The sequence below is a fragment of the Paenibacillus sp. 8b26 genome (genome assembly GCF_050626875.1).
Taxonomy (GTDB): domain Bacteria; phylum Bacillota; class Bacilli; order Paenibacillales; family Paenibacillaceae; genus Paenibacillus.
Map to the genome: position 1 here is coordinate 861,245 of NZ_CP192445.1, position 20,514 is coordinate 881,758.

19 protein-coding genes are annotated in these 20,514 nt (G+C 47.1%); 1 reads left to right on the forward strand and 18 read right to left on the reverse strand.

Features of this window, described 5'->3' with window-relative positions:
* Window positions 1-21: 21 nt before the first annotated feature.
* The 17 genes from ACQ4MX_RS03610 to ACQ4MX_RS03690 all read right to left on the reverse strand — a co-directional run bounded on the left by ACQ4MX_RS03610 (window position 22) and on the right by ACQ4MX_RS03690 (window position 17,903).
* On the reverse strand, window positions 22-1,005 hold the full coding sequence (locus ACQ4MX_RS03610) for a magnesium transporter MgtE N-terminal domain-containing protein (RefSeq protein WP_134910139.1): 984 nt from the start codon (window positions 1,003-1,005) through the stop codon (window positions 22-24).
* Window positions 1,006-1,052: 47 nt separating this feature from the next.
* On the reverse strand, window positions 1,053-1,496 hold the full coding sequence (gene fliJ / locus ACQ4MX_RS03615) for a flagellar export protein FliJ (protein WP_431089405.1): 444 nt from the start codon (window positions 1,494-1,496) through the stop codon (window positions 1,053-1,055).
* Between the two features lie 10 nt (window positions 1,497-1,506).
* The gene (fliI, locus tag ACQ4MX_RS03620; protein ID WP_431089407.1) at window positions 1,507-2,826 is read right to left on the reverse strand and encodes a flagellar protein export ATPase FliI; all 1,320 of its coding nucleotides are present in this window, start codon (window positions 2,824-2,826) and stop codon (window positions 1,507-1,509) included.
* Complete coding sequence (locus ACQ4MX_RS03625; protein WP_431089409.1) at window positions 2,813-3,649, reverse strand: FliH/SctL family protein; 837 nt, start codon at window positions 3,647-3,649, stop codon at window positions 2,813-2,815. Before ACQ4MX_RS03625 ends, fliI begins: the two co-directional genes overlap by 14 nt.
* Entirely contained in the window at window positions 3,642-4,658 is a 1,017-nt protein-coding gene (gene fliG / locus ACQ4MX_RS03630) for a flagellar motor switch protein FliG (RefSeq protein ID WP_431089410.1), read from the reverse strand. The genes ACQ4MX_RS03625 and fliG overlap by 8 nt, the downstream gene beginning before the upstream one ends.
* 11 nt (window positions 4,659-4,669) lie before the next feature.
* Window positions 4,670-6,256, reverse strand: coding sequence for a flagellar basal-body MS-ring/collar protein FliF (gene fliF / locus ACQ4MX_RS03635; protein WP_431089412.1), 1,587 nt, complete (start codon window positions 6,254-6,256; stop codon window positions 4,670-4,672).
* 35 nt (window positions 6,257-6,291) lie between these two features.
* The gene (gene fliE / locus ACQ4MX_RS03640; RefSeq protein WP_431089414.1) at window positions 6,292-6,606 is read right to left on the reverse strand and encodes a flagellar hook-basal body complex protein FliE; all 315 of its coding nucleotides are present in this window, start codon (window positions 6,604-6,606) and stop codon (window positions 6,292-6,294) included.
* Between the two features lie 39 nt (window positions 6,607-6,645).
* Entirely contained in the window at window positions 6,646-7,098 is a 453-nt protein-coding gene (gene flgC / locus ACQ4MX_RS03645; RefSeq protein WP_014281074.1) for a flagellar basal body rod protein FlgC, read from the reverse strand.
* 6 nt (window positions 7,099-7,104) lie between these two features.
* Window positions 7,105-7,512: a flagellar basal body rod protein FlgB gene (gene flgB / locus ACQ4MX_RS03650; RefSeq protein ID WP_134910154.1), complete on the reverse strand. Its 408-nt coding sequence runs from the start codon at window positions 7,510-7,512 to the stop codon at window positions 7,105-7,107.
* A gap of 407 nt (window positions 7,513-7,919) precedes the next feature.
* The gene (gene hslU, locus ACQ4MX_RS03655) at window positions 7,920-9,320 is read right to left on the reverse strand and encodes an ATP-dependent protease ATPase subunit HslU (protein ID WP_149095822.1); all 1,401 of its coding nucleotides are present in this window, start codon (window positions 9,318-9,320) and stop codon (window positions 7,920-7,922) included.
* A gap of 36 nt (window positions 9,321-9,356) precedes the next feature.
* Window positions 9,357-9,899: an ATP-dependent protease subunit HslV gene (gene hslV, locus ACQ4MX_RS03660; protein WP_014281071.1), complete on the reverse strand. Its 543-nt coding sequence runs from the start codon at window positions 9,897-9,899 to the stop codon at window positions 9,357-9,359.
* 26 nt (window positions 9,900-9,925) lie between these two features.
* Window positions 9,926-11,266: an FADH(2)-oxidizing methylenetetrahydrofolate--tRNA-(uracil(54)-C(5))-methyltransferase TrmFO gene (gene trmFO / locus ACQ4MX_RS03665; protein WP_431089417.1), complete on the reverse strand. Its 1,341-nt coding sequence runs from the start codon at window positions 11,264-11,266 to the stop codon at window positions 9,926-9,928.
* A gap of 27 nt (window positions 11,267-11,293) precedes the next feature.
* Window positions 11,294-13,396: a type I DNA topoisomerase gene (gene topA / locus ACQ4MX_RS03670; protein ID WP_431089419.1), complete on the reverse strand. Its 2,103-nt coding sequence runs from the start codon at window positions 13,394-13,396 to the stop codon at window positions 11,294-11,296.
* Window positions 13,397-13,613: 217 nt separating this feature from the next.
* The gene (dprA, locus tag ACQ4MX_RS03675) at window positions 13,614-14,732 is read right to left on the reverse strand and encodes a DNA-processing protein DprA (protein ID WP_431089421.1); all 1,119 of its coding nucleotides are present in this window, start codon (window positions 14,730-14,732) and stop codon (window positions 13,614-13,616) included.
* 228 nt (window positions 14,733-14,960) lie between these two features.
* The gene (gene sucD / locus ACQ4MX_RS03680) at window positions 14,961-15,890 is read right to left on the reverse strand and encodes a succinate--CoA ligase subunit alpha (RefSeq protein ID WP_025684916.1); all 930 of its coding nucleotides are present in this window, start codon (window positions 15,888-15,890) and stop codon (window positions 14,961-14,963) included.
* 49 nt (window positions 15,891-15,939) lie between these two features.
* Entirely contained in the window at window positions 15,940-17,100 is a 1,161-nt protein-coding gene (sucC, locus tag ACQ4MX_RS03685; RefSeq protein ID WP_431089423.1) for an ADP-forming succinate--CoA ligase subunit beta, read from the reverse strand.
* Between the two features lie 332 nt (window positions 17,101-17,432).
* Window positions 17,433-17,903 carry a MarR family winged helix-turn-helix transcriptional regulator gene (locus ACQ4MX_RS03690; protein ID WP_431089425.1) on the reverse strand — a complete coding sequence of 157 codons (471 nt, stop codon included), beginning with the start codon at window positions 17,901-17,903 and terminating at the stop codon, window positions 17,433-17,435.
* A gap of 147 nt (window positions 17,904-18,050) precedes the next feature.
* Between ACQ4MX_RS03690 and ACQ4MX_RS03695 the strand changes: the two genes are divergently transcribed.
* Window positions 18,051-18,479, forward strand: coding sequence for an organic hydroperoxide resistance protein (locus tag ACQ4MX_RS03695; protein WP_431089426.1), 429 nt, complete (start codon window positions 18,051-18,053; stop codon window positions 18,477-18,479).
* A 266-nt stretch (window positions 18,480-18,745) separates the two neighbouring features.
* Here the strand turns inward: ACQ4MX_RS03695 and ACQ4MX_RS03700 are convergent, their stop codons facing one another.
* Window positions 18,746-20,497, reverse strand: coding sequence for a YifB family Mg chelatase-like AAA ATPase (locus ACQ4MX_RS03700; RefSeq protein WP_431089428.1), 1,752 nt, complete (start codon window positions 20,495-20,497; stop codon window positions 18,746-18,748).
* Window positions 20,498-20,514: the final 17 nt, after the last annotated feature.

The window sequence follows — 20,514 nt, forward strand, 5'->3', positions numbered from 1 at the left end:
TTTCACCTCCCTTCATTTAAATCACTTGCTGCCCATCAGCTTGTTTAAAATTTTCGCCGTTTGTGCAGCGTCCTTCGCAGACATATTTTGCAGTAAAGAAGCACGTGTCGAATCATCTACTGTATTTAATATGTTTAATGCTTTGTCCGGACTGATTTTGTAAGTTTGTAAAATCAGTTCGGCACCGCTTTTCTTGTCCATGGAAGCAAATGTGCTGCTAATCTGAGTGTTTTGCAGACTTTTGCTCGTTGTCCCCGCTGCAGTGCTTTGATCCTTTTTCAGACGGGACTGCAACGCAGCCACTGACAAATCAGTAGATGGTGTCACGTTTTTCAAAGCCATAGTGATATCGGCTGCTTTTTTAGCATCCATCTTTTGTAAAATTTTCGCGCTGTTTGCAGGGTCCATATAGCTTAGCAGTTGCACCGTTTCTTCGGTTGTCAAGTTTGCCATAATCGGTGCTGCCTTACTTGCAGTCATTCCTTCATACATGGAAGCAAGGTCTTTAGCCTGTTTTACATATGGGTCTTCATTCGCTGTTCCGCTTGCCGCTTGTGTACCCGGCTGTCCCTGCTGACTGTCCTGCGACTGTTGTTGCGTTTGCGTTTGTAGCGTATTGACCTGATTTTGCAGTTCTGTAACCTTTTTATCCTGAGTTGTTCTGGCAGCGGTAGCCTTTTTGAGTTCCTCCGACTGCTTGGCCAAATCTGTCTTAAGCTGCTGGATGGTTGCTTCAGAGCTTACGGACTGGGCTTTCTGATCTGCCTCTTTGCTCTTGGCAACCTTGTCTTTCGGTTCGGGAATCCAATTCTTCACAATTGGAATCTTGTTTCCCAATGAAATCATTTCACTTCTGAAATCCACGTTGAACAGCGTAAGCAGGACCCCCACCAGAACGATTGTAAAAACAATCGGAATCAGGAAAAACATAAACCGTTCAAATCCCCCACCTGACTCTTTTTCCAAATCCATATCCAGTTCATTTTCTGCTAAATTCCGTGCCATCGTCTTCCTCCTCAGGCAGCTGATATGCGTATCCTGTGACTTTCCGCTTACCGGGCTCTCATGGCAAATCTCACGGAAGCCATTTCATCCAGCTCGTTCTGCTCGCGCAGGAGCATTTCCTGTTGGAATTTCACGTTGGCCTTCTCTCTCGCTTTCAGCCAAACTTGTTCATCCAGCATTTTATCGGTCAAAACGGTTTGTTTGCTTTGCACATTTTGCTGCGCATATTGAACATCTCTATGCTTGCGTGTAATACATTGATCCAGATGGTTGACGTAAGCCTGTAATTCCTGAATGGTAGAGAGCGGCGCGCAATCCTCGGCAGCCTTTTGAATGGCTGATATGACCCGATTCCTTTCGCCTACAAGCTGTGCCAATGTCTGCTCCTCAACCTGCAATTGTCCAACAGCACTGGAAAGCAACCATTCGGCCTGTGACTTTTCGTTGGTTTTCAAGTCTACAACTTTCTGAAAGGAATACTGAAATCTCATCGTTCAACCTTCATCTCCTCGTAAATTCAGAAATCAAACGCTCACGTACCTCGTCCAGCTCAGCCTTTTCATCTGTTCTTTGCCTTGTAAAATCCCATATATCCCGTATACGCTCCATGGATTCGTCAATTTCTGCATTCGAACCCTGCTGATAAGCCCCGATGTTAATCAGGTCCTCTGAATCTTTATAAACCGCCATCAGGCGCTTAATATTTTCGGCAGCGTCAATCTGATCACGTGGTGCAATGTCCTTCATGACCCGGCTAATGCTGGCTAACACATCAATCGCAGGAAAATGTCCCTTATTCGCAATTCCCCGGTTGAGCACAATGTGTCCATCCAAGATCCCGCGCACCGCATCCGCGATGGGTTCATTCATGTCGTCACCATCAACCAGTACCGTATAAAAGGCGGTTATAGAGCCGGTTGGCCCGGTTCCCGCACGTTCCAGCAACTTGGGTAAACTGGCGAACACGGAAGGGGTATAACCCCTCATCGCTGGTGGCTCCCCGACAGCCAGTCCTACTTCACGCTGCGCCATTGCATACCGGGTAACCGAGTCCATCATCAGCATGACGTTCAAGCCGCGGTCCCGAAAGTATTCAGCGATTGTCGTTGCAATGAGCGCACCTTTAATGCGGATCAATGCAGGTTGGTCGGAAGTGGCTACGATGACTACTGAACGTTCAAGCCCTTCAGGACCCAAATCCCGTTCAATAAAGTCCAGCACCTCGCGTCCACGTTCCCCGATCAGAGCGATTACGTTCACATCTGCTTCCGTATTACGGGCAATCATTCCCATCAGGGTACTCTTACCTACACCAGAGCCGGCGAAAATACCGACCCGCTGTCCTTTACCGATAGTAAGCAATCCATCGATGGCCCGTACACCGATACTGATCGGCTCCTGTACACGTGGGCGACTCAGTGGATTGGATGGAATGTTGAAGGTCGAGTATCTCGCCATCCGTGAGGGAATCAACGAGCCGTCCAGAGGTTGGCCCAAACCGTCCAGCACTTTGCCCAACAGCTCCGATCCCACCTGTACGTTCAATGGCTTCCCTGTCCCTACGACATCACAACCGGGTCCAATGGATTGCAGTTCTCCAAGCGGCATCAAAAGTACCTTGTTATCTCTAAAGCCTACGACCTCCGCTTGCAGTGGCTTAGCTGTTTTACCCGGATAAATGTAACAGACATCCCCTATACTGGCGTCTGGACCTTCCGATTCCACCATCAAACCGATAACCTGTGTCACCTTGCCGTTTACCCGAACCGGGTCCAGTTGTCGCAAATGATCCATGTAGCGCTGCGCATTAAGCCCCATCATGTCTTCGCTCCTCGTTCTCGTGTGCCAGACGCAGCAGTTCCTTTTTGATCTCAGCCAGCTGTGTATCTATCCGCGCATCCACACTTCCAAAGGAAGAACGAATGACACAGCCGCGATCCTTCACAGTACCATCAGGAATAATTTGCAGTTCTGCCTGCGAATCGACAGTTAATGACAATTCTTCGCGCGCTCCTTGCACAAATGCGAAATGCTGAGGCGACACACACAACGTAATTGTTCCTTTTTCCCGCTTACGAGCCAGATTATTACGAATGAGCTCAATTGTATATTCCGGCTCCATGCTAAGCTGTTTTTCAATGACTTTCTCAGCAATAGCACTACTCAGCTCGACCAGAAAAGGCTCAGCCTCCTGAATCAGTTGTTCCTTGGTCTCATAGGCCTGACGCAAAATGTCCTGCGCCTCTACCATCATCTGTTCCGATTTCGCCTGAAGCTCAGCCTCAGCCAATTTCTGACCTTCCTCATAGCCTTGCTGAAACCCGTCAGCCTTTAAGGACTCTGTTAACTGCTCGTCCTGCTCACGGCGTTCCTGCCACCAGGCTTCTATCTGCTGCTGCGCCTCCTGAAGCATCCGTTCCGCTTCTTCAGCCGCCTCACGAACCTGCCGTTCAGCAAAATCCTTGGCATCATTCAGCATCTCATCCCGGAGCCGTTCAGTCTCGTAATCTCTCTGTGGTTCCGGCTCCATATGTTCAGTTGTGACTTCCTCTTCCGACGTTTCAGGCGCATACGAATGTGCCACATCAATGGTTTTCAAAGCTTCAACAGGCACATATTGGAAAGATTTGATCAAGTTAGACAATGATGTCATCTCCTCCGCCGCGTGCGATTATAATCTCACCGGCCTCTTCCAATCTGCGGATCGTCGATACGATGCGAGTCTGCGCTTCTTCCACATCACGCAGCCGTACCGGTCCCATATACTCCATTTCCTCTTTGAAGGTTTCTGCCATCCGTTTCGACATATTTCGGAAAATCACATCGCGTACCTCTTCGCTGGACACTTTAAGCGCCAACTGCAAATCGGCATTGTCGATATCGCGGACAATACGTTGAATGGAACGGTTGTCCACATTGACGATATCCTCGAATACGAACATTCTTTTCTTGATTTCTTCGGCCAGTTCAGGGTCCTGAATTTCAAGCGAGTCCAGAATCGTACGCTCGGTTCCTCGGTCTACGCCATTCAAAATCTGAACAATGGACTCGATACCGCCCGCATTCGTGTAATCCTGTGTCGCGGTTGCCGACAGCTTTTGCTCCAGCACACGTTCCACTTGTGAAATGACTTCCGGCGAAGTGCTGTCCATTACAGCGACACGTCTGGCCACATCAGCCTGCTTTTCCTGTGGCAGAGACGACAGAATCGCTGCCGCCTGCTCAAATTGCAAGTACGAGAGCACGAGAGCAATCGTCTGTGGATTTTCATTCTGTATAAAGTTTAAAATCTGGTTTGGATCAGCCTTGCGGGCAAAATCGAACGGTCTCACCTGCAACGTCGCCGTCAGACGGTTAATGACCTCAACTGCTTTTTGTGACCCGAGTGCCTTTTCCAATATCTCTTTGGCATAATTGATGCCGCCTTGGGAAATGTACTCCTGAGCCAAACAAATTTGATGAAACTCAGCCATAATCGAATCTTTTTCCGTTGCATCAACCTTCCTCACATTGGCGATTTCCAATGTAAGTTGCTCAATCTCTTCATCACGCAAATGCTTGAATATTTGAGCAGATACTTCCGGCCCCATCGTGATTAGCAGAATTGCCGCTTTTTGTCTTCCCGTTAAACCTTGACTGCTTGCCTTTGCCAATGAACTCACCTCTATTCGTCAGCCAGCCATGTACGAAGCAGATTGACGAATTCGTCGGGTTTCTTTTTCGCCAGACTCTCAAGCTGTTTACGCACTTGACTTTCATTTGTCACACTTTCCATGGTAATGGACGGGAACTCCGTCGGGGTTGGCATAAGTTGCAGATCTTCTTCCAGTTCTTCTTCCTGCTGCTTACGACGACCGCGTACAATCAAGAAGATTACACCTGCCAACAGTGCCAGTACAGCAGCCCCGATGCCCCATACCCAAGGGTTGGAAGCCGAGAAAAACGTGTTGGTGTTCGCTGGCGCCGGTACGGTTTGAGAGAACACTGAAACTTTTTTGGCTAAATCAGCGTCTGTAATAGTAACGCCGGAATTCGCTAATGAAGCTCTTACGATATTAACCAAGATGTTTTGGATTGCGGCCTGAGTTGCAGCATCCAAAGTTTGCTGCCCCGTTGGTGGTTCAACTGCTACATTAATGGTTAAATCTTTTACAGTGTACGGACTTTGGATAATATCCTTCGCAATTCGGTTAACTTCGTAGTTAATTGTGCTTGAGCTCTTGTCTGAGCTTGTGTTGCCCGAATTGCTTCCTCCAGGGTAACCAGGTACATCCTGCGTTCCTGTGCCTGCGACTCCTCCGGTTTGTCCACTACTGCCAGTGTAGCTTTCCTGAATTTGCTGGGCGCTGATTTCAATGCCCTTCATTTTCGTTTGATCAACCGGTGTGACCAGTTGTTCTTTCGAGGTTACTTTGTCGAAATTTAACTGTGACATAACCAGCACATTCACTTTGTCTTCGCCAACAATTTTCGACAAAAATTGTTGGACATTATTCCTTACATCGCTCTCAAACTTCTTCTGGAGAGCCATGTTTTCCTGAACACCGCTGGAGAGACCTCCCTGGCCGCCCTTGGCCGTTGGAATCAGTTCATACTCCTTATTGGTGATCGTAATGTTTTCTACAGGCAAATTCGGCACAGCCGTCTTTACCAGATTAAAGTATCCGTCGATGGCTTGCTGATTCGGCGTAAAGCCAGGTTCGAATTCCATTTGAATCGAAGCAGATGCTTTGTCCTTTTCTTCAAGTCCGGCAAAAATGTTTTCCTTCGGCATATTAATGACAACTTTGGCGCTTTGGACACCATCCATCCGTTCCAACAGTTGCTGCACTTCGCCGTTCAATGCGTTATTGTACTTCACATTGAACTCGTTCTCTGTCATGCCAATTGCCGAGGAGGACTGGTCAAAGGCACTCATGCCGATTGAACCCTTCTGAATTAGGCCCTGAGACCCAACATCTACCTTTGCCTTATCCGCGTTTGCGGTTGGGACTGCGATTTGTGTCCCACCAGCATTGAGCTGATACGGAATACCCGCAGAATCAAGATATTTAATGACCCCGGCAGCATCGTTTGCATTTAAATCTCGGAACGCCACTTCATACTCGGTTTTGGTAAACTGCATCGTTAGTACTACAATGGCAATGATAATGAATGCCAATGTCGAAACAAGTAATATCTTCTGTTTTTTGCTGAAATTATTCCAATACCCGGAAATCTTATCCCGATATTGGGCGATTCTCTCGTTCACTCCGTCACCCCATCCGAAACTTTGCTAGACCCTCTTTACATCTGTGTACGCATGATCTCCTGATAGGCTTCAATCGCTTTGTTTCGGACTTGAGTAGTAAGCTGCAGAGAAAGCAGCGCTTGTTGGGAAGTAATCAAGACCTGATCAACATCAACTTTTCCTGCCATGAACTGGTCGGACATCGTGTGTGTAGCGGCTTCCTGCTGCCCCACTTCATTGAGTGCATCCTTTAGGAACGAACCAAAATCCTTCAAGGATTCGGAAGGCGTCGATTTCGTCAACTCATTGTTAGGCGATTGAATTTGCTGTATTACCGGTGTCTGTACATTAAACATGGCGTTCTGGATCATGTTTTACTCTCCCTATTCTGTAGTTAGTAGTCCTGGAACTTAGCGACCGATTTCAAGTGCCTTGGAAACCATTGCCTTGGATGCATTCAGAGCTGTTACATTGGCTTCGTAAGAGCGTGTTGCGGAAATCATATCTACCATTTCTTTCATAATGTCTACATTAGGCATATATACATAGCCATCTTTATCAGCATCCGGGTGACCCGGATTGTACACAGGCTTCAAAGGTGACTGATCTTCCTGTATTTGCGAAACCTTGACGCCAGCGGCGCCCGTGCCATTTCCTTCCATTTGAGCCTGCAAAACATCGGCAAACCGAGATTGGTTAGGCTCCAAAACAACCGTTTTTCTCCGATATGGAACCGCTTGTCCATTCTCCACTTTTGCCCGTGTTGTCTCTGCGTTGGCAATGTTGCTTGATATGACATCCATCCGCAACCTTTGGGCCGTAAGAGCAGATGCGCTGATATCAAAGCCGTTGTTAATCTTCACCTGGTCCTATCTCCCTTCTACCGCTGTTCTCATCATTTTGATGCGTTCAATAATTTCTTGGATGTAGGTATTATATCTCAGTTGATTCTCGGCCATAAGGCTCATTTCTCTGTCGATATCCACGTTATTCATATTGTTGTTCATGACAGAATACCCATCTTTGGTAACCACAGCATCTGGAATGGAGTTCGCAGGTCCTATTTGAAAATGTTTCGCATTGGTTACTTTTCCACGTAATGGTGTCACGTCGCCACCCATTTGCTGCTGAAGCAATTCTTCAAATGAGACCTCTGAACGCTTAAAATACGGGGTATCCTCATTGGAAATGTTGTTGGCCATCACACGTTGTCTCGTATTTGCCGCCTGAACACCTGCCTGAAGTTTTTGAAAGCTCATATCACCCAGCAGATTCATTTAGCTCCTCCTTCCAGCGTCTACTCCAAAGTAAGATTCAATAAAACAAGATTTTTCACTTTTTTTCGACAATTAAATTTCATAATTATACATTTCTCTTAGGTCTTAAGTAGAAAATAATTGCTTTGTGTCATATATTCTAAGTTTCGTAGAGTTGGGACCTAATTACAATAAGAAAAAAGCCCTATCTTTTTTAAAAAAGAGGGCTTTCGATGCATAAAATGTTAAATTTTTCAGGTTTTTTTCAATAAAACGAATGTTTTCTTAGCACTTTGCACCTGTAAAAGATTATACGTCCTACTTTTGGAATAGACAGAAAAATCATCAAAGAGAGGTTCATCTAGGTCTATATGACGGTGCAAGATAGTGTTATTCTAGACAACGCATCCTATTTTAAAAGCTTCCACTCATAAAATATACTGACTAAGGTCCCTGTTTTGGGCAATATCACCCAGCTTCTCCCGAACATATTCCGGGGTAATGATCATACGGTCCAAAGTAAGCTCCGGAGCCTCGAAGGACAAATCCTCCAGCAACTTCTCCAAAATGGTATGCAAGCGGCGCGCACCGATATTTTCCGTGTTCCGGTTTACAGACTCGGCAATGCTGGCAATTTCACGGATGGCTTCTGCCGAAAATTCTACTTCAATCTCTTCGGTACGAAGCAAATCCGTGTATTGCTTGGTCAGCGCATTTTTGGGCTCTGTCAAAATGGATACAAATTCATCCAATGTGAGGCTGCTCAGTTCAACACGGATTGGAAAACGTCCCTGCAGTTCAGGGATCAGATCAGAAGGCTTGGCAACATGAAAAGCTCCAGCGGCGATAAACAGAATATAATCTGTCCTTACCGGGCCGTATTTAGTCATAATGGTAGAACCCTCGACAATAGGCAAAATATCGCGCTGGACACCTTCTCTAGATACATCAGGACCACTGCCCTTGCCCTGGCTGGCAATCTTGTCGATTTCATCAATAAAAATGATACCGGATTGTTCAGCACGTTTCACGGACTCCTGAATGACATCATCCATGTCGATCAGCTTGGCAGCCTCATCCTGAATTAGCACCTTGCGGGCTTCCTTCACCGGCAACTTGCGCTTTTTAGTCCGCTTTGGCAGAAAGCTTCCGAACATTTCCTGCATATTCATACCCATTTGCTCATTTCCCTGCCCAGCAAACATATCCAGCATATTGGGTGCGGTGTCCTCCACATCAATCTCAATCACTTCATCCTCAAGCTTGCCGGACAATAGATCGAATTTAGCCTTACGCCGTTTCTCTGCCAAGGATGCGTCCTGTTGCGGGGGTTCTTCCTCTGGCGAATTCCCGGTGTTATTGCCAAACAGCATTTCAAAAGGGTTGCGTTGGGATTTATTCGATTTCTCCGCAGGTACAAGAATGCTGACAATCCGTTCATTCGCCATGTCCTCGGCTTTGTCCTTCACATTCTCCGTCCGCTCTGCTTTAACGATGCGAATCGAGGTTTCCATCAAGTCACGCACCATGGATTCCACATCCCGGCCGACATAACCCACTTCTGTAAATTTAGTCGCCTCTACCTTAATAAAAGGAGCTCCCACGAGCCGGGCCAGTCTGCGTGCAATTTCGGTTTTACCCACGCCCGTCGGACCGATCATCAAAATATTCTTGGGCACAATTTCATCCCGGATATCGTCCGGCAGCTTGCTGCGCCGATAACGGTTGCGCAAGGCAACGGCAACGGATTTTTTAGCCTGCTTCTGTCCGACAATATATTTATCCAGCTCGGATACAACTTGTCTGGGCGTCAACGATTGATTATTCATTTTGCACTCCTCCACCCTTGAATACTCAGAGCCGATTTACAGTTCTTCCACGATAATCTGATTGTTCGTATATACGCATATTTCCGAGGCAACCTCCAGCGCTTCCCGGGCCATATCCTTTGCCTCCATACCGGAGCCATGACGCTTGAATGCGCGCGCCGCCGCCAATGCAAAATTTCCGCCTGAGCCGATCGCGAGCACATCATCGTCCGGCTCGATAATTTCACCGCCCCCGGAAATGAGTAACATTCCGGATTGATCCATAACAATCATCAAAGCCTCCAGCTTACGCAGGATACGGTCCTGCCGCCAGTCCTTAGCCAGTTCCACCGCAGCCCGCTGAAGGTTGCCGTGATGTTCCTCCAGCTTGTTTTCAAACTTTTCAAACAATGTGATGGCATCCGCCACCGAGCCGGCAAAACCTGCAACCACCTGACCACGGTATAATCTGCGTACTTTTTTTGCCGTCTGCTTCATGACGACACTGTTACCGAACGTTACCTGACCATCACCGGCAATAGCTCCCTTGCCATTGTGGCGTACAGCACAGATGGTGGTAGCATGAAAGGACATATCCATAACGCGCTCCTCCTTTTCCTTCATCCTTATGCCTGTACTTCGGCTGACATAACTTCCGCTTCGTTGATGTAACCACGCAAGCTTTCCAGCGCACGGTTAGCAAGCGCTTCGTTCTTGTCCTTCTTGTTGCGAATACGCGTTTCCAGCTTTGGCAGCAGACCGAAGTTCGCATTCATCGGCTGAAAATGTTTGAAATCAGCGGTTGTGATGTAACGAGCCATACTGCCGAGTGTCGTTTCTGCAGGGAACACAAACATTTCTTGTCCACGCGCCGCACGCGCTGCATTCATTCCCGCCAGCAACCCCGAGGCCGCAGATTCCACGTACCCTTCTACTCCAGTCATTTGTCCGGCAAAGAACAGATTACTTCTGCCTTTGAACTGATAGGTCGGATGAAGCTGCTGTGGGGAATTAATAAAGGTGTTGCGATGCATTACACCATAACGTACAAACTCTGCATTCTCCAGGCCCGGTATCATGGAAAATACGCGCTTTTGCTCTCCCCATTTCAAATGAGTCTGGAAGCCAACCAGATTGTACAGTGTACCCGCCGCATTATCCTGTCGAAGCTGCACAACGGCATATGGCAACTCTCCTGTATGTGGATTCACGAGACCGACTGGTTTCATCGGCCCGAACAATGCCGTCTGCTTACCGCGCTGCATCATCACTTCAATGGGCATACAGCCTTCGAAATAAATTTCTTTTTCGAATTCCTTAACTTGTGCCACTTCAGCCGTAATCAGCGCCTCATAAAAAGCATCAAATTCCGCTTCATTCATCGGACAGTTCAAGTAGGCTGCTTCTCCCTTATCGTAGCGGGAAGCAAGATAAACCTTACTCATGTCGATAGAGTCTTTTTCCACAATCGGGGCCGCTGCATCGTAAAAGTAAAAATACTCTTCTCCCATCAGCGACTTAATCTGCTCCGACAAAGCCGGAGAAGTTAAAGGCCCAGTAGCAATGACCACAATCCCATCCTGGGGAATTTCCTGAAGCTCCTCATTGACCACCTCAATAAGCGGATGTTGATGAAGAGTATCTGTAATATGTCCGGAAAATCCATCACGATCCACCGCCAGCGCACCACCTGCCGGAACAGCATGACGATCTGCGGCATTCAAAATCAAGGAGTTTAATATCCTCATTTCTTCTTTAAGCACACCTACCGCGTTGGTCAAACCATTTGCCCGTAAAGAATTGCTGCACACCAGCTCGGCAAATTTATCTGTATGATGCGCCGGTGTCTTAACAACCGGTCTCATTTCATATAGCTGGACAGGCACACCACGGCTTGCGATCTGCCAGGCAGCTTCGCTGCCCGCCAAACCTGCTCCGATGACCGTTACCTTTTGTAGTTCACTCACGTTTAAATCCCCCTGCTATTGTTGTTCTTATGAAGTCTCTACACCCTCGTCGCTATCTTCCAGCATTTCACTGTGATCGCAGACGGTACAGTTGAGCTTCGTTCCCTGTTTTGTACGTTTTTCGACCATTTGGCTAGCACAGCTTGGACAAGGCTTAATGGACGGTTTATCCCAGGATACAAAATCGCATTCCGGATAACGGTCACACCCATAAAAGATACGTCCTTTTTTACTCCGCCGTTCCACAACATGACCCTCACCACATTTAGGACAATTGATCCCGATATCCTTGACAATCGGCTTCGTATTGCGGCAATCCGGGAACGCAGAGCAGGCCAGAAATTTACCAAAGCGGCCGAGCTTATACACCATCGGGCTGCCACATTTGTCACAAATGACATCGGATTCTTCATCCTTGATCTCAATTTCCTTCATTTCTTCCTCTGCCACTTCCAGACGCTTCTCAAACGACTCGTAAAAGTCACTCAAGACCTTGACCCAGTCTCCTTCGCCTTCTTCTACGTGGTCAAGATCACCTTCCATATTGGCCGTGAATTCCACGTTCAGAATTTCAGGAAAGAATTCCTCCATCTGCTCGATGACCAGTTCTCCCAGCTCTGTAGGGAAGAACTTCTTCTCTTCAATGGCGACATAGCCACGCTTCTGAATAGTTTCCAGTGTCGGTGCATACGTACTCGGACGTCCGATACCCAGTTCTTCCAGCGTTTTCACCAGTCGTGCCTCTGTATAGCGGGGAGGCGGTTGTGTGAAATGCTGCTTCGGCTCAACCGATTCCTTTTTCAGCTTGTCGCCCGGTTTAAGCGGCGGCAGCAGCTTATCTTCTTCGGTTTTGCCATCGTCATTCCCCTCCACATACACTTTCATGAAGCCTGGAAAACGAACCTTCGAGCCGGCTGCCCGGAATATAGTTTCACCCGCTTCAATATCAACGGACAAGGTATCCATAATAGCGGAAGCCATCTGGCTGGCCATAAAACGCTCCCATACCAGTTTGTACAAACGGAACTGATCCCGGCTCATAAACGGCTTAACCGTTTCCGGGTCACGCAACGCGGAGGTTGGACGAATCGCTTCATGCGCATCCTGGGCGTTGGCCGCTTTTTTGGAATATTGACGAGGACTTTCAGGTACAAAAGCTTCGCCATATTTCTGAATAATGAATTCCTTCGCTTCCTCTTGTGCCGAAACGGCTATTCGTGTGGAATCCGTACGCATATACGTAATCAGACCCACGGTTCCTTCTTTGCCCAAGTCCACACCCTCATACAACTGCTGGGCCACGGACATCGTTTTGGATGCACGGAAGTTGAGTTTCCGAGCCGCCTCTTGCTGCAAGGAGCTAGTCGTGAATGGTGGAGAGGGATTGCGCAAACGCTCTTTCTCTTTCACATCACGAACCTTGTAAGACGACTTGCCGATAGCCTCCAGCACTTCTTGTACATCCGCTTCGCTGGAGAGCTCTTTCTTTTTGCCACGAAGCTGATGGAATTTCGCCTCAAAGGCACTGTCCTTAATCGCCAGTTTAGCTGTGATCGTCCAGTACTCTTCCGGTACAAACTCATTAATCTCGTTTTCCCGGTCCAGGATAATTTTCACGGCAACCGACTGCACGCGCCCGGCGGACAAGCCCTTCTTTACCTTTTTCCAAAGTAATGGACTGATTTTGTAGCCGACAAGCCGATCAAGGATCCGCCGTGCCTGTTGGGCATTGACCAAATCCATATTGATTTTGCGTGGTGTTTTAAATGCATCCTTAACCGCCTGCTTTGTGATCTCATTAAATACAACGCGGCAGTCTGCTGTATCGTCCAGATCCAGCGCATGCGCCAAATGCCAAGCGATAGCTTCGCCTTCGCGATCCGGGTCAGCCGCTAGATATACTTTTTTTACTTTTTTTCTGGCATCCTTTAATTCTTTTAAAATCGAGCCTTTACCTCGAATGGTAATGTATTTGGGATTAAAATCATTTTCGACCTCTACGCCGATCTGACTCTTTGGTAAATCCCTGATATGACCCATGGAAGCCTTGACGATATATTTGCTGCCCAAGTATTTGCCGATCGTCTTCGCCTTGGAAGGCGATTCCACGATGACGAGTGAATCCGCCATAGGCTCTTCCTCCTCTCAATTACGTACAATTAGGATAGACTTCCTGAAATGTGGTGAGTTATAGCGCGGAGCCGCTCCGAGCTATAAAGTCAACACATTTCAGGAAGTAGGGAGGGAGCAGGAATCCGCTATGCGGATAAATATCTAAACTCCCATCCCCGGATGTTTAATATTGAATTTGTACAATTACTACATTAAGGATTTGCAAAATTAACTATTAAATAAGTTTGTATTTTGTACCCGTAAGCTGGGCGATCCTTTTTTTTATGATTAACGATAACAGAACTGAGTGTAAAAGTCCAAAATCCCATGCAGTTGCTTCAAGCAGTTCATCCAGTGTCATGGTTCCTTGCTCCAGCAAAAGCACGACACGCTTTTCCTCCGGTGTTTCACTCGCTGGTGCTTTGGAGACCCCATTCACATCCAGACCCTGCTCTCTATTGTATGAAGAAACATCCCTTATACGCAAATCAGCTACGTACTCCTCTACAATATCTGAAGCTTCGGTGACCGTTTTAGCGCCTTGCTTAATCAGGCTTAACGTACCTCTACTCTTCGGTGATGTAATCGGCCCCGGAACGGCGAACACATCTCGATCCGCCTCCAACGCAGCATCGGCTGTAATTAGGGAACCGCTTCTTACATCTGCTTCCACGACAACGGTTCCCTGTGTAAGACCGGCAATGATCCGGTTACGCTGTGGAAACATTCCCGGATGCGATCTGGTTCCTGGTGGATATTCAGATACAATCAGGCCTTTGCTCGCCATCTCTGCAAATAACGATGCATTTTGGGACGGGTAAATTTGATCAATCGCCGTTCCAAGCACCCCAATCGTATTGCCTCCCCGGCGCAGAGCAGCTTCATGGCAAATACTGTCGATCCCTCTCGCCAATCCACTGACTACAGTAATACCCGCATCACACAATCCCTCTGTCAGCATTTCGGCCACTCTGCGTCCATAAACCGTAGGAATGCGGGTCCCCACCATAGCTACAGAGCATGTATGCAGAAGTGAAATGTCCCCTTTCGTATACAATACCCAAGGCGCGTCTACCGTTTCCTTCATTAATAGGGGATAATCTTCATCCACATAAGTAATCACTCCGATATCGCCGGATTGAACCCGCCGATATCTTTCATGTACCCAATCTTCGTCGTAACGTTGCATCGCTACACGGGCCTGAGCAGGACTTAATCCTACCTCAATCCATTTCTGCTCGCTAAAATGCAGCAGTTCATGCAATCGGTAGTCACTCGACCAAATACGCTGAATTGTTTTTCTACCGATACCCTCTAATTCATGCAAACCCAGCAAAAGCCATCTTTCTTCCAAACTGCGATTCCCCCATTCACGGGAAGAGTGAACCCTCCCTTATTTTGTGGTACAACGTATCATTTTGCAAGCGTTTCCCTGAAAAGCTTGTCCCAACGCAAAAAAAGCAACCTTTTCATCCCCTGTTTCAGAAGACAAAAAGGTTGCTTACCTTTCTTTCATTATACACTAGCAGGCGGCAAATTTCGATGCCATTTTACTGCTTGTATATTAATGAAGAAACACGATTTAATGTGTCGTACATAAATTCAAAATACCACGTGCTTCCAGCACACTGACCAGCGTCGAGCCCATCTCCGAAGGAGTCGGTGCCACCTTGATACCACAGGCTTCAAGCGTAGCGATTTTTTCCTTGGCTGTTCCTTTTCCGCCGGAAATGATGGCGCCTGCATGCCCCATCCGTTTGCCTGGAGGCGCAGTCACACCGCCGATAAAACCGACTACCGGTTTCGTCATATTGTCTCGAATCCACTCGGCAGCTTCCTCCTCGGCCGTACCGCCGATTTCTCCGATCAGAATGACAGCATGCGTGTTAGGATCTTCATTGAAGCGCTGCAAAATATCAATAAATTCCGAGCCTTTAACCGGATCACCGCCGATACCAACCGCAGAGGATTGTCCGATGCCCCGGGTAGTCAGCTGATGCACCGCTTCATAGGTTAGCGTTCCGCTACGTGACACAACACCTACATGACCCGGTAGATGAATGTAACCCGGCATGATGCCAATTTTGCACTCTCCCGGTGTAATTACACCTGGACAGTTAGGACCGATCAGAACGGTCTTTTTACCTTCCATAAAGCGTTTGACCTTAATCATATCAAGCACCGGAATACCCTCGGTTATACAAATGACGAGGTCTAACTCTGCATCTACAGCCTCCAAAATGGAATCCGCAGCAAAAGCAGGCGGCACATAAATAACACTCGCTGTCGCACCTGTAGCAGCCTTCGCTTCGCTCACCGTATTAAACACGGGCAACTTGACCTGTTGTCCGTTCTCCAGCGTAATTTCCACCTCGGTGCCGCCCTTGCCTGGAGAGGTGCCTCCTACCATCTGTGTGCCATAATCAAGCGCACCCTTGGCGTGGAATAACGCCGTTTTTCCCGTAATCCCCTGTGTAATCACCTTTGTATGCTTATCGACCAAAATACTCACGATCTTCACATCCCCTATCGTTTATTCGGCATATCGGAATGCAAACAGGCTATTGAACAAGTTCGACGATTTTCTGGGCACCGTCCGCCATGGAATCAGCCGCCACGATATTCAAACCGGACTCCGCCAAAATCTGTTTACCCAACTCGACATTCGTACCTTCGAGACGGACAACAAGTGGACGGGTCAGCCCCAATTGTTTAGCAGCCTCCACCACACCGTTCGCAATGATGTCGCACTGCATAATTCCGCCGAAAATGTTCACAAAAATGCCTTCTACCTTCGGATCGGACAAAATGATTTTGAACGCTTCGGTTACCTTTTCCGTCGTCGCACCGCCCCCTACGTCCAGGAAGTTGGCCGGATCGCCGCCGTAATATTTGATAATGTCCATCGTCGCCATGGCAAGACCTGCGCCGTTGACCATACACCCAATATTTCCGTCCAATGCGATGTAGCTCAGATCGTATTTGGAAGCTTCTATTTCTTTCTCGTCTTCTTCGTCCAAATCACGCAGCTCCAAAATATCCTTGTGACGGAATAACGCATTCGAGTCGAAATTCAGTTTGGCGTCCAACGCCAGCACATTCCCGTCACCTGTAACGACCAGCGGATTGATCTCTGCAATCGAACAATCCTTGTCCACAAAAGCTTCATAGAGCGCCTGCATGAACTTAACCGCCTTGTTCACCAGCTCATTGGGGATGTTAATGTCATAAGCCAGCTTACGAGCCTGATATACCTGAAGCCCAATCGCGGGATCAACAACCGCTTTAAAAATTTTCTCCGGAGTAACCGCAGCTACCTCTTCGATCTCCGTACCGCCTTCTTCCGAGGCCATGATCACGACACGTCCGGTCGCACGATCAACGACAACACCAACGTAATACTCTTTACGAATATCGCAGCCTTCCTCTACCAAAAGGCGTTTAACCTCTTTACCTTCAGGCCCGGTCTGATGTGTCACCAGCACCTTACCCAAAATTTCTGAAGCATAGGTGCGCACTTCATCCAAGCTTTTGGCCACCTTCACACCGCCCGCTTTACCACGTCCGCCGGCATGAATTTGCGCCTTTACCACCGTAACAGCGCTTCCAAGCGATTCTGCTGCTGCAACGGCTTCCTCCACCGTATAGGCAACCTTACCGTTCGGTACAGCCACTCCGTACTGCTTCAATACTTCTTTACCCTGATATTCATGGATATTCATTCTGGAATCCTCCTATCAACATGACTGCAACAAGGGCGGTTCACAAGGAAATCTATACTAAACCTACATCATTGTAACATGTTTTTAAAACGCTTTCCTTATAATTTAACGTTATGAATTACAGTATTTTGATATCAATATCATTCCCAAAATCGAATGCTTGGATATTAATGGATATTCATTTTAATAGAATACAAACAAAAAAGTACCTCTTCAAGTTCGGGATTTATTAAATCCGTATGAGAGGTACTTCAGTTCATCCGAGCATTTCTTCACCCAGTTACAGGCGGCTACATAACAATAAGATTCTTAAAAGTAACCGAAAATGCCTATTATGGTTTTTCAACCTGCACATTCGCTTCATGAACTCGGTCCAGCAGATCATTGAACTGAAACAGGAGCGAGCCGAATTGATCGTGGGTCATGCTTGTTTTTTCCTGAATACATCCCGGTACAGATTGCGCTTTTTCCCGCAATGCACTTCCTTCAGGAGTCAAAGAAATCAGCACCTTACGCTCATCCTGAGTCGAACGCTTCCGGTCAATGAGTCCGGCATTCTGCAATCTTTTCAATAACGGGGTTAGTGTCCCTGAGTCCAGATACAACGCCTCGCCTAATTCCTTCACTGTACATTCCTCGCGCTCCCACAGCACGATGAGCACCAAATACTGTGAGTATGTCACACCAAGCTTTTCCAGATAAGGCTGGTATAGCTTCGTAATCTCTCTGGAGCACGCATATATGGCAAAGCATAATTGATTATCAAGTTTTAATGCTGCACCTTCATTATGATTGTTGTCCATGCTGTCAGATCACCTGCTTTCATCATTATTTTAGCACATTATATAACAAAAAACATGCTAATTGCACAAAATACTTTACAAAAGATAATTATTTTGATAAATTAAATTGTGTAAAATATAAATTGAGCGAGAGGCAGTGATTGGATTATGATGACCATTCAACAAAAAATGTACGAAACCACAGTGAAAGCGGTTGGAGGACGTAATGGTTATGTCGAGTCTTCTTCCCCTGAACTTCGTCTAAATATTGATACACCAAAAGAAATGGGCGGTGCAGGCGGCACGGGTACGAACCCGGAGCAATTGTTTGCAGCAGGCTATTCAGCGTGTTTTGACAGTGCTTTGAATATGGTTGCCCGCATGCAGCGTATTAAACATGAAGGTACCGAAGTAACAGCAACGGTCAATTTCGGTAAAGTTGAAGACGGCGGCTTCGGAATCGGAATGAACCTTGATGTTCTGGTGAAAGGTGTTGACCATGAAACAGCGGTAAAACTGGTAGAAGGCGCACACGAACAGTGTCCTTACTCCCGCGCTACCCGCGGTAATATCGAAGTGAAGCTGAACGTGCTCTAATCCGAATTATATAAAAAAGCCTCCGAGCAGTTTCTGGTTCGGAGGCTTTGTATACTTTCAGCTACACCTTCACAACAAAGGATTGACAGCTGGTTTTTCTTCCATCAAGTAACATGGCAGATGATGCATAATCGTATATACGAAACTGATATACTTATTGTATAATCACGTTGTCATAATCTTTTTTTCTTCTCCAGAACTTTGCGTCTGGAGCTTTTTTTTGTCTTACATAAAAAATATGGACATAGCGTTATTTCTATACCGTTTTATTCTTCTGAAAAACTGGCATGTGCTCTGTCCATATTCCGATATTGAATGGCTTCAGCTACATGCGACACGGTGATCTTCTCTGATTGATTCAAGTCTGCAATGGTGCGTGACAGTTTGAGAATTCGATCATACGCACGCATGCTTAAACCGAGTGCATCCATCGTCTGATCAAGCAGCTCTGCCGCGTTATGTTCTAATACCGCATATTTACGGAGCATTTGACCGGATAGTTCGCTATTCCATGAAAAAGGAAGCTTGCTGTATCTATGGATTTGTATCGCTTGAGCAGCTAGTACCTGTCTTCGCATTTCAGCGGACGACAGTGACTCCTTTTCCTCACGCCAGTCCTTCGGTTGCGATACCTCAAGCTGAAGATCGATCCGGTCCAGTAATGGACCAGAAATACGCGAACGATAGCGAGCTACCGCAGCAGGTGAACAGGTACACCGCTGATGTTGCGTATCACTTCCGAAAAAGCCGCAGTGACACGGGTTCATAGAAGCTGCAAGTAAAAAATGTGCCGGGTACTTAAAAACTGCACGTGAACGACTGATTGTCACATTGCGATCTTCCAACGGCTGCCTCAGCACCTCTAGCACATGGCGACTAAACTCAGGCAACTCATCCAGAAATAAAATCCCCCGATGTGCAAGGCTAATTTCTCCCGGCTTGGGAATGCCGCCTCCTCCCACCAGTCCAGCAGCAGAAATCGTATGATGAGGTGAACGAAAGGGGCGAATGTTCATTAAATGAGGCGATGACTCCTTCCACTTCCCGGCGGCGCTGTATATTTTGGTAACCTCCAGTGCCTCTTTTCCGGTCAAGGGCGGCAAAATGGATGGCAGCCTGCGGATAAGCATCGTTTTTCCGGCACCTGGAGGCCCGATAAGGATGATATTGTGCATCCCGGCAGCAGCGATAACCAACGCTCGTTTAGCGTGTAGCTGACCTAATACATCGCTGTAATCCTCCATAGCGTCAATTATCTCTTTGACCTCACCCATAGGTATTTGATCTGCCTGAGGCAAATGGTCATAAGCATGGATAATGATCTGCTGTCTAGCATTAATACGTTTGTCTTGATCATGATTTTCAGCTTGATTCGAGACTGGAATAGGAGCTGGATCATTAGATTTCTTAATGACTTGATTAGTGACTTGGTTAGTGAGCTCGTCATTAATTGGATCAGATAGGTAGTTAGAATTCGGATCTTTTGATTGGCCTTCAATAGCGTATTGTCCGTGATCTTTTGCTGGAATGAGATCCATCAGATGACGAACAGCGTAAATACGTATACCCGTGATCAGGCGTGCTTCACCTGCATTTTCCTCGGGAAGCAGTACCGAATGAAATCCTTCTCGCTTGGCCAAATCAACCATAGACAATACCCCGTTCACGGGGCGAATACTGCCGTCCAATGCTAGTTCACCGATAAATAGCGTCCGTTCCCCCGCAGGTAAAACGACTTGTCCGCTGGTTGTCAACAGTCCCAAAGCGATAGCAAGGTCAAAGGATGAGCCTTCCTTACGTAAATCAGCAGGAGCCAAATTTATGGTTACACGCTGGGACGGATATTTGAAACCGCAGTTTTTGATCGCTGCTCTTACACGCTCCACAGCCTCTCGAATGGCCGAATCCGGCAATCCGATGATTGCAGTTTGAGGCAACCCATTAGACAAATCAGTCTCAACTTCAATCAGAACACCGTCTATTCCATAAAGACAAGCTCCATGTAGTTTTCCATACATAACAAAAAAATACCTCT

What these genes read in the sequence shown, in the direction of transcription:
- ACQ4MX_RS03690 (WP_431089425.1), bottom strand. Translation starts at nt 17,903, where the DNA reads ATGGACAACAATCATAATGAAGGTGCAGCATTAAAACTTGATAATCAA.
- hslU (WP_149095822.1), bottom strand. Translation starts at nt 9,320, where the DNA reads ATGAATAATCAATCGTTGACGCCCAGACAAGTTGTATCCGAGCTGGAT.
- hslV (WP_014281071.1), bottom strand. Translation starts at nt 9,899, where the DNA reads ATGGATATGTCCTTTCATGCTACCACCATCTGTGCTGTACGCCACAAT.
- fliE (WP_431089414.1), bottom strand. Translation starts at nt 6,606, where the DNA reads ATGATCCAGAACGCCATGTTTAATGTACAGACACCGGTAATACAGCAA.
- fliJ (WP_431089405.1), bottom strand. Translation starts at nt 1,496, where the DNA reads ATGAGATTTCAGTATTCCTTTCAGAAAGTTGTAGACTTGAAAACCAAC.
- sucC (WP_431089423.1), bottom strand. Translation starts at nt 17,100, where the DNA reads ATGAATATCCATGAATATCAGGGTAAAGAAGTATTGAAGCAGTACGGA.
- fliI (WP_431089407.1), bottom strand. Translation starts at nt 2,826, where the DNA reads ATGATGGGGCTTAATGCGCAGCGCTACATGGATCATTTGCGACAACTG.
- ACQ4MX_RS03610 (WP_134910139.1), bottom strand. Translation starts at nt 1,005, where the DNA reads ATGGCACGGAATTTAGCAGAAAATGAACTGGATATGGATTTGGAAAAA.
- flgB (WP_134910154.1), bottom strand. Translation starts at nt 7,512, where the DNA reads ATGAATCTGCTGGGTGATATGAGCTTTCAAAAACTTCAGGCAGGTGTT.
- ACQ4MX_RS03695 (WP_431089426.1), top strand. Translation starts at nt 18,051, where the DNA reads ATGATGACCATTCAACAAAAAATGTACGAAACCACAGTGAAAGCGGTT.
- topA (WP_431089419.1), bottom strand. Translation starts at nt 13,396, where the DNA reads ATGGCGGATTCACTCGTCATCGTGGAATCGCCTTCCAAGGCGAAGACG.
- ACQ4MX_RS03700 (WP_431089428.1), bottom strand. Translation starts at nt 20,497, where the DNA reads ATGTATGGAAAACTACATGGAGCTTGTCTTTATGGAATAGACGGTGTT.